Below are 4,988 nucleotides of genomic sequence, written 5' to 3' on the forward strand. Positions count from 1 at the left end.
GACGACAGAGCCTTGTGCCGAGTGGCGTCACAACCACCGGGCGGTTGATGAGGATGGGGTGAGCCAGCATCGCATTCAGCAGTTCATCATCGCTGAACCGGTCTTCTGCCAGCCCCAGATGCTCATAGGGCTCTGTATTTTTGCGCAGCAGGGCACGTGCGCTGATACCCATATCTGCTATCAGCTTTTTCAGCTCGTCGCGGGATGTTGGCGTCTCCAGATACAAAATCACTGTTGGCTCCACGCCGCTGTTGCGGATAAGCGCCAGGGTGTTACGCGACGTCCCGCAGGCCGGATTGTGGTAAATAGTGATGTCAGTCATAAGCGGTACTCCGTAAAGGCGCTGCACAGTCGCAACACCGGGGTTAAGGTTAAACAGACAGGCGCAGGGCCAGCGCGGCCAGCGTCACAAAAAGTACCGGCAGGGTCATCACGATGCCCACGCGGAAGTAGTAGCTCCAGCTGACAGTAATGTTTTTTTGCGCCAGTACGTGCAGCCACAGCAGGGTAGCGAGGCTGCCGATGGGGGTGATTTTCGGGCCGAGGTCGCAGCCGATGATGTTGGCGTAAATCATCGCTTCCTTCACCACGCCCTGTGCGGTGCTGCCGTCAATCGAAAGCGCACCAACGAGCACGGTAGGCATGTTGTTCATGACAGAAGAGAGCGCCGCCGTCAGGAAACCGGTGCCGAGCGTTGCGCCCCAGACGCCGTGCTCTGCAAACCGGTTCAGGGCGGCAGAAAGGTAATCAGTCAGGCCGGCGTTACGAAGACCGTACACCACCAGATACATGCCCAGCGAGAAGATAACAATCTGCCAGGGCGCGCCTTTCAGCACCTTGCCGGTATCAATCACGTGTCCTTTGCGGGCAACCAGCCAGAGAATACACGCCGCCACCGCTGCCACCAGGCTTACCGGCACGCCGAGTGGTTCGAGAGCAAAGAAGCCGACCAGTAGCAGGATGAGAACAATCCAGCCGGTTCTAAAAGTGCGCGCATCGCGAATGGCCTCACGCGGCGCCTTCAGTTTCGTCAGGTCGTAGGTGGCCGGGATGTCCCTGCGGAAAAACAGGTGCAGCATCACCAGCGTGGCGGCCACGGAGGCGATATTTACCGGCACCATCACCGAGGCATACTCGCTGAAACCCAGCTTAAAGAAGTCCGCCGTGACAATGTTCACCAGGTTCGACACGATGAGCGGCAGGCTGGAGGTGTCGGCGATGAAACCTGCTGCCATCACAAACGCCAGTGTGGCGCCGGGGCTGAAGCCCAGCGCCAGCAGCATGGCGATGACGATCGGCGTCAGAATAAGCGCCGCCCCGTCATTAGCGAACAGGGCGGCTACCGCCGCACCCAGCAGAACGATATAGGTGAACAGCAGCCGGCCTTTTCCGCCTCCCCAGCGGGAAACGTGCAGCGCCGCCCACTCAAAAAAGCCGGATTCGTCGAGCAGCAGACTGATGATGATGACGGCAATAAAGGTAGCCGTAGCGTTCCAGACAATCTGCCAGACCACCGGAATATCCCCAATCTGTACTACGCCGGTCAGGAGCGCCAGGGCCGCACCGATGACTGCACTCCAGCCAATACTGAGCCCTTTTGGCTGCCAGATAACCAGCACCAGGGTCAGGACGAAAATCGCACCCGCCAGAAACATACTCTCTCCTTCTTAAATATAACCGCCCGTTAAAGCGGGCTTCTAAGTGTATGCTGCAAAACACATGCGTTTAATCGAATGTGTTTTGATAAAATTTTTACATGCAGACAACCTTGCCGTTGGTGGTTGCGTTATCGCGTTCAGCCTGCTGGCTGAGCTTAAGGATGTCATCCCGCTGGCACAGGTAAGCCTGTTCAATCACTGCTGCTGCCCAGGCTGGCATATGTGGCGATAACCGGTAATGGATCCACTTGCCGTCTCGCCTGTCGATCAGCAGCCCACTCTCCCTAAGAAGTGCAAGGTGACGGGAGATTTTTGGTTGTGATTCCTTTAGCGTGGACGAAAGCTCGCAGACGCAGAGCTCCCCTTTTTCGCGCAACAGCAGCACCAGACTGAGTCGTGTTTCATCAGAGAGATTTTTGAAAAGCTGAAGAGGCTGAAATTGAGGCATGATGACTCCTGAGTCCGGAATTGAAGACATTCTCACTGCCTGCAATTTGTGAGTCAATCATATATTCGTTAATTCAGATGTGTTTATCTGGCAGTAGCTCATTTTGTGACAATTCGTTTACGGTATGCCTGCACAGGTAAGCCAGAAGGATGCAATCAATCTTCGAGCACTCAATGTCCGCTTTTCGCTCATAGAAGACCAAAAAACTCTCTAGAGCTGCTGACATGAACAGCATCAAATTAACTAACTTTTCTCACCACTCAGATCATTGTTTGAGACCACACAAATGGGTTTCCCGCGCAAATCCGGCCTAAAAATCGTTTCACAAGAGGCATAAAAATTATTGGCATCAGCAAGTGCAAACATAGTCAGATTCAAAAATTATACTGTTTATATACACAGTATTTATCGAACCACTGTTCTTTGCAAGTTACTCGTTTGGAAGATCCAAAGCTGTAGATTCGATTTGAGAGAAACCTAACCCAGCTAAGTCAGTCAATGCATAGGCTATTACGCCCCAGATTGGCGACTCATTGCCTTCTTTGATGGGAGTGATAATACATTTACCTGTAAGGGTCTGTAGGGCTGGAGCTGGCGTTAGAAGGAGCCTTCGTATTACCAATTCATCATGCACACTCGCAATGACTAAATTGCCATGTTTAGGCAGCAAGCTGCGATCTACCGCAAGCAAAGATCCTTTGAGGATCCCACATGCTGGATAATCGCTTGTACATTCCCAAACGTACGTAGAGTGTGGCGAAAGTGAAACGAGATTAGCAAAATCAATACGCTTTTCAGCGTAGTTTGAGGCAGGAGATTGAAATGCCATAGTCTCCTCCGGAAACTATAATTTATCTTTATTTATCGGGTACTTAGATGCTAATTCTTTTACTCGCTCAGCTTCTTTCTTAGGAAGCCATAAATTAACCAATTCTAAGTCTTCGCCATCATTTAGGGTAAACTGCTGGTATAGCTCCCAGATCCTTTTTACAGCATTCGCTACGTTTTGCTTTGTACGGTCAACGCGAACAGCTACATCAGCTTGCCGCTCTCCTTTAACCAGAACTGCGTAACCAATTTCTGTGGTGATATGTGCAAAAGTAGACATGATGGGTATAAGCCGATCCCATTCCTGCTGCGTCATTTGTCTTTTCTGCGCCATAACTCACCTAAGTATCTACATATTTTGAAGGCTAAGTGTAATGCTGAATTTGGTCAACACAAGTATAAAGTAACTGTACTTGAATGTTTTCACTTGATTTCCTTTAGCGAAAACCCCTCGGCAGTACAAAACTTGTTTTGTGCTGCCGAGGGGTTGACCGACAGAGCAAAGCGGCGTCGGTTTCAATGTTAATGTGACTTATCCACTTATCCACAGCGCTAAATTTTAAAAGCTTTTTAATTGGTATTTTAAGGCTTTTTAAGGCTTTTTAGAGATGCTTAATACATTGAATTTAAAGGCGAAATCATGGCTAATTCTGGGAATTACCCCTACTTTATGTGGGAATCAGCCCTAGATCTTATGGGAAACAGCCCTAGTCGTTATGGGAATCAGCCCTACTTGTTATGGGAATCGGCCCTAGTTCACATTGAAGTTAATAATTAGTTGACTTGTGTGTACTGGCTGGTATTGTGGGGGTCATAAATTAACCCACAGAAGGCAGCGGACATGGCTAATGCCCTGAAAAAAAAGATAAATGTTAAACAGTCTAACGAGCTAACCGAGGCTGCTTATCATTTATCTTTGAAAGCAAAGCGGGTTTTGTGGCTCTGCCTGATGCAGACTTATTTCACAGATGAAGACGAGTCCGCTAACCCTGTTTTTACCGTTGCCGTCTCGGATTATGAAGATATTTTCAACGTAACCCGAAACCAAGCAAGTCGTGATGTTAAAGAGGGTGTGTTTGAACTGTCACGTTCTTCCATCATTTTTTACCCTAAAAGCGGTCGTCATGATGTTATCGCGCGCCCCTGGCTGACTGAAGCCGGCGGCAGATCGAGTAAAGGTTTATGGGAGATCGAGTTTAATCATAAAGTTTTGCCTTACCTGTATGTTCTTGGCAATCAATTCACAACCTATTCATTAAGAGATTGCGGAAGCCTCAAGAACCCTCGGACCGTTCGGCTTTATGAAAGCTTATGTCAGTTCAGAAGCTCTCAGATATGGGTTACTTCGCATGATTGGTTATCAGAAAGGTTCATGTTGCCTGACTCTCAGAAAGCAAACCTTGCAGAGCTAAAGCGTACATTTCTTGAGCCAGCTTTAAGGCAAATAAATGATAAAACCCCTCTGCGCGTATCTTATCAAGCTGAGTCTAGCGGCAAGTTGATATTTAATATTCATCAAAAACAGTAAGTTAATGTTTAATTTAAATTTTGTTGCTTTAATTTGCTCTCCTCCAGCCTAATTAAGCCCTGCTACAAAAAGTAGGGCTGTTTCCCACACTTAGTACCGGCGCGCCCGCTGCGGTGTCCGGCGATCCGCAAAGTAGGGCTGTTTCCCACACTCTGCGCCTGAGCGCCCGCAACTGTGCCCGGCGACCCGCAAAGTAGGGCCGTTTCCCACATCTGGCGTTGGCGCATCAGCCGCGTCGCCTTGCGGCCCGCAAAGTAGGGCTGTTTCCCATATCCGGCGCCGGCGCATCAGCTGCCTCGCCAGCTGGCTGCCATGTAGGGCCGTTTCCCATACCTGCATCGGCGCATCAGTTGCGGCGCCAGCCTGCCCGTGATTTAGGGCTGTTTCACACGCATGGCGCACCCGCTGTGGCGCCCCGGCGGCCCGCAAAGTAGGGCTGTTTCCCACACCTGGCGCTGGCGCACCGCTGCAGCGCCCCGGCGGCCTGCAAAGTAGGGCTGTTTTCCCACACCTCGGAGCGCCGGCG

6 protein-coding genes and 1 pseudogene are annotated in these 4,988 nt (G+C 50.4%); 1 reads left to right on the forward strand and 6 read right to left on the reverse strand.

Features of this window, described 5'->3' with window-relative positions; genetic code table 11:
• From arsC to COO59_RS20310, 6 genes and pseudogenes are all read right to left on the reverse strand, one after another.
• A partial coding sequence (gene arsC, locus COO59_RS20290; RefSeq protein WP_103061451.1) for an arsenate reductase (glutaredoxin) occupies positions 1–322 on the reverse strand: 322 nt, incomplete at its 3' end.
• A 49-nt stretch (positions 323–371) separates the two neighbouring features.
• Complete coding sequence (locus COO59_RS20295) at positions 372–1,655, reverse strand: arsenic transporter (protein WP_046289579.1); 1,284 nt, start codon at positions 1,653–1,655, stop codon at positions 372–374.
• 97 nt (positions 1,656–1,752) lie between these two features.
• A complete protein-coding gene (locus tag COO59_RS20300) occupies positions 1,753–2,106 on the reverse strand; it encodes a metalloregulator ArsR/SmtB family transcription factor (protein WP_103061452.1) in 354 nt (117 codons plus the stop codon).
• Positions 2,107–2,370: 264 nt separating this feature from the next.
• A pseudogene (locus COO59_RS21535) lies at positions 2,371–2,472 on the reverse strand (Y-family DNA polymerase); the annotation flags it as partial.
• A 64-nt stretch (positions 2,473–2,536) separates the two neighbouring features.
• A complete protein-coding gene (locus tag COO59_RS20305; RefSeq protein ID WP_103061453.1) occupies positions 2,537–2,935 on the reverse strand; it encodes a S24 family peptidase in 399 nt (132 codons plus the stop codon).
• A gap of 15 nt (positions 2,936–2,950) precedes the next feature.
• Positions 2,951–3,250, reverse strand: a complete 300-nt coding sequence (locus COO59_RS20310) for a TrfB-related DNA-binding protein (RefSeq protein WP_240614176.1) — start codon at positions 3,248–3,250, stop codon at positions 2,951–2,953.
• 525 nt (positions 3,251–3,775) lie between these two features.
• Between COO59_RS20310 and COO59_RS20315 the strand changes: the two genes are divergently transcribed.
• Complete coding sequence (locus COO59_RS20315; protein ID WP_103061455.1) at positions 3,776–4,462, forward strand: replication initiation protein; 687 nt, start codon at positions 3,776–3,778, stop codon at positions 4,460–4,462.
• Positions 4,463–4,988: the final 526 nt, after the last annotated feature.

It is taken from the genome of Mixta theicola (genome assembly GCF_002895925.1).
Taxonomy (GTDB): Bacteria; Pseudomonadota; Gammaproteobacteria; order Enterobacterales; family Enterobacteriaceae; genus Mixta; species Mixta theicola.

Bases quoted from the DNA above. Each gene is read 5' to 3' on its own strand.
- COO59_RS20295 (WP_046289579.1), bottom strand. From the start codon at position 1,655: ATGTTTCTGGCGGGTGCGATTTTCGTCCTGACCCTGGTGCTGGTTATC.
- COO59_RS20300 (WP_103061452.1), bottom strand. From the start codon at position 2,106: ATGCCTCAATTTCAGCCTCTTCAGCTTTTCAAAAATCTCTCTGATGAA.
- COO59_RS20305 (WP_103061453.1), bottom strand. From the start codon at position 2,935: ATGGCATTTCAATCTCCTGCCTCAAACTACGCTGAAAAGCGTATTGAT.
- COO59_RS20310 (WP_240614176.1), bottom strand. From the start codon at position 3,250: ATGACGCAGCAGGAATGGGATCGGCTTATACCCATCATGTCTACTTTT.
- COO59_RS20315 (WP_103061455.1), top strand. From the start codon at position 3,776: ATGGCTAATGCCCTGAAAAAAAAGATAAATGTTAAACAGTCTAACGAG.